This is a genomic window from Mesorhizobium sp. M4A.F.Ca.ET.020.02.1.1 (assembly GCF_004022645.1).
Lineage (GTDB): Bacteria > Pseudomonadota > Alphaproteobacteria > Rhizobiales > Rhizobiaceae > Mesorhizobium.
Genome location: NZ_RZOI01000659.1, coordinates 1 through 3,368, shown reverse-complemented (window position 1 = coordinate 3,368; position 3,368 = coordinate 1). Strand labels below are relative to the sequence as shown.

The 3,368-nt window shown below is 59.1% G+C and carries 2 protein-coding genes, 1 tRNA gene and 2 pseudogenes; 3 read left to right on the top strand and 2 right to left on the bottom strand.

Annotated features, from left to right (window positions below; genetic code table 11):
• Together EN742_RS40275 and EN742_RS28745 are read right to left on the bottom strand one after the other, a co-directional pair.
• Window positions 1–133 (bottom strand): annotated as a pseudogene (locus EN742_RS40275) (co-chaperone YbbN); the annotation flags it as partial.
• Window positions 134–218: 85 nt separating this feature from the next.
• Window positions 219–717, bottom strand: a pseudogene (locus tag EN742_RS28745) (prolyl-tRNA synthetase associated domain-containing protein).
• Window positions 718–926: 209 nt separating this feature from the next.
• On the opposite strand from EN742_RS28745, the gene EN742_RS28740 reads away from it, so the two are divergent.
• The 3 genes from EN742_RS28740 to EN742_RS28730 all read left to right on the top strand — a co-directional run.
• Window positions 927–1,001 (top strand) — tRNA-Gly (locus tag EN742_RS28740).
• Between the two features lie 435 nt (window positions 1,002–1,436).
• Window positions 1,437–3,080: a peroxidase family protein gene (locus EN742_RS28735; protein ID WP_189347284.1), complete on the top strand. Its 1,644-nt coding sequence runs from the start codon at window positions 1,437–1,439 to the stop codon at window positions 3,078–3,080.
• A gap of 12 nt (window positions 3,081–3,092) precedes the next feature.
• Window positions 3,093–3,368, top strand: a 276-nt coding sequence (locus EN742_RS28730; protein WP_148670327.1) for a hypothetical protein, incomplete at its 3' end; no start/stop codon positions are given.

The following is a 3,368-nucleotide window of genomic DNA, read 5'->3' as shown; positions in this document are numbered from 1 at the left end:
CGCCGCCCGTCGTCGTGTCCTTGATGAGGTCGGCCGGCGCCTCGCCGAGCGGGAGCTTGGGCTCGCCGCCGCCATATTGCACGGTCGTGGCATACTGGCCGCCACTGTTGCCGAACGGATTGTTGTCGCTCATGTCCTTGCCCTTCCAGTCGCGCTGCCGGCCAGCGGGGAGGCGCGACAATCCTTGCCTAGGTCAGTTTTCGCCATCCATGTGGCGATCAAGCCGAGACTTTCAAGATAACAGCATCGTGTCCGGTTGCCTCGACGAATCTGACGAGGTCGGCCGAGGCGATCGAGGTCGTCGCCTCGTTGGTGAGCGGGTGGGCGTTGACGACCGCATGGCTCATCAACTCCTGGTCGAGCACGACCTTGACCCGCCGCCCGCTGTCGTTGATCAGGCCGAAGACAGTGACCGCGCCCGGAATGACGCCGAGCAGTTCCATCAGCATTTCCGGCTTGCCGAACGACACCCGGCTGGCGGCGCCGATCAGATGATGTATCTGTTTGAGATCGACCTCCGCCTCCTCGCCGACGCTGACGAGGAAGAAATTGTCCTTCTTGTCCTTGAGGAAAAGGTTCTTGGTGTGGCCGCCGGCGATCTCGCCGCGCAACGCCTGCGAATCGGCGGACCGTGTAGAGCGGCGGGTGGCGCACCGTCGACACGCTGATGCCGAGGTTGGCAAGAAAGGCATTGAGCTCGGCTTCGGTCTTCGGCATCGGTCCTCACTTCATTCCGGCGGGCCATGCCGTTTACGGCCAATGGTGCCCTCTCGGCAAGGCCGTCCTGGAACCCTACGGCAAACCCAAGCGCCGCAAAGCGATGCCGATGGCACTTGAGAGCTGGCCGAAAAAAGCTCGTCATTTCCCTGTTGCAATCGCCGCGCTCTTCAGCCATATAGGCGCGGCTTGCGGCCGAGGCCGCGTGAGCGGGTGTAGCTCAGGGGTAGAGCACAACCTTGCCAAGGTTGGGGTCGGGCGTTCGAATCGCCTCACCCGCTCCAAATCTTCTCAGATTTGAAAAGCAAAAAGGGCCCGGGTAACCGGGCCTTTTTGCTGTCTGACGCAGGAGCGAGCGGGGGAGTTGCCTCGCGCGCAAGATGATTCCTGCCGCCAATTCTACCAGTGTATTCGTGTCTTACATTTCGAATGTAAGGGTTAGGCGGAATGGCATGGTCAAATACGGCTCCAGAAAGAAGACTAAGTGATTCGGCAAAACCGGAGCTGACAAAGAAGTTGAAGAAAATGTCGTGGCGACCAGAGAACTAGGCGAACACTTATGCTCCAGTCCAATTGTTATTTCTTGTATCTGGAGAAGAATTGAAAATTCCGCGAGGAGCCGAGCCATTCGCTCGCGAGGTTCCGTATCTCTGGACCGGTGCTGTTGGGTGTGATTAACTATTGTAGTTCAGGGCGCCTTTCGCAATCGAGGGATGCGAATGTCGAGGGTTCATGGTGGCGGATTACATGTCGTTGCGGACTACTCCGAAGCGCCTCCATTTTCTTTTCAAAACCAGTCACCCAGCTTCACCGTCTTTGACTTGGATGGGCGCTTCGCCGGCCTGAAGCTGGACGGGTTCTACGAACCGGAGAAGCGGTCCGTCGCGCTGTCGCCAAAAGGCGCAGAATTATTCCTCGCTGAAAGGCTGGTACCGGACTTACCGAAGGGTTCGACGCTCTACGGTCGCATCATGCCTACGGCGGAGCCTTCGGAGCTACCGGATCCGGCCGCGCTTGCAGCGCTCGGCGAAGCGATGATGGAAGGGGCCGGTGGTGTCACCGTCGGTGCGCATATGCCGGCCGCCTACACCTATCTCGGCCAGTTCATAGCGCATGATCTCTCGCAGATGCGGGATGAGGATCCTGCCTGTCCCACGCTGAATTGGCGCTCTGCAGCACTCGATCTGGACAGCCTATTCGGTCCTGTCGACCGACATTTGCAGCCGGTGCGCGACACATGCCTGAGCGCCGGTTTGCGACTGGGCAAAACGCACGGCCCCAACGCAGGCTTCGACGATCTGCCCCGCACCCGGCAAGGTGAGGCCGTGATTGCGGACCAGCGCAACGACAGCAATCTCGGGATCGCACAGTTCCACGTAGCCATGACCAGGTTCCACCAGGCCGTTGCCTCACGCTTTCCGCATGAGAGCGAGGATGAGCAGAGAAGCATCACCCGGCAGCATTTCCAGGCGGTGGTCCTGTTCGATTATCTGAAGCACGTGATCGATCCGGTTGTTTATCGCGACGTATTCAGGAATGGCCGCGCTGTCGTGCGACCAGATAGCAGTTTCGACAAGGAGCCGTTCCTTCTCCCGGTTGAATTCGCAGCAGCATGTTTCCGCTTCGGGCACAGCATGGTCCGCTCGGAATACATGACCTGGGGAAGGCAGAACGGCGGAGCGCTGGCAAGACTACTGGAGCTCACACATCTCGGAGGAGGCCTGGAAGACGGGCGCTTGCCGGCGGACTGGGTCGTCCATTGGCCGAATCTTGCCGGCGGAGGGCAGAACGCGCCGATAGAGGCGGCCCGGATTGATACTCACCTGGCGCAGAAGCTATTTCGACTGCCAGATTGGATGTTCCCGACCGAGCCTGGCTGTGAAATCGCAAGTACGGCCAATCTGGCGGCCCGCACACTTGTGCGGGGGCGGACCGTGCTCATCCCGAACGCACAGGACGTGGCGGCTCGTGTCGCCAGAAGTCTCCAGGGGAGACCAGACCTCGCGGTTCTCGAGAACTGGCAGATCGATCACCAAACGACCTGCTTGGTGAGCAAGTGCCTCAACGCGGGGATTTCCTACGGGGAGCGGCTGCGCGAGCGGACGCCATTGTGGTTTTATACAATTCGCGAGGCGGAGCATTTTCAGGGCGGCCAGCGGCTGGGACCGCTTGCCAGCCGCATCGTCATGGAAACGATCCATGCCGCCATACAGGCCACTCCAAATGGCATTGTTGATGCCCACAACCGGGTTTGCTTCGAGCCCAAGTCCGAACTCGGCGGACGCGGACGTGGCCCTTTCGGACCGGACGATTGCCCCTTTGCCCTACACGACCTTATCGCAACCCAACAGAAAGCCAGCTAGGAGGAGAAGGCCATGGCGTCGATAGTCGTATACAAAATGGTTCAAGGCGCAGAGAACAGGTTCCAGGGAATGAAGGAGGCCGGAGATCGAATAGCCTCCGCCACTCAAAACCCCAACAATGACGCGGACGTGATCCTTATCAAGACGCTGGATGACCTCATCACGGAAAAGGATTCCACAGGTGCTGCTCTTTACAAGAGCAAATACACGCATAGTAACGGTGTAGAATACACTCTAGAAATAGACACCAACAATGGAAATCCACCGAGCCATGGACAATACAAGTAT

Coding starts and splice junctions, on each gene's coding strand:
- EN742_RS28735 (WP_189347284.1), top strand. CDS start 1,437: ATGTCGAGGGTTCATGGTGGCGGATTACATGTCGTTGCGGACTACTCC.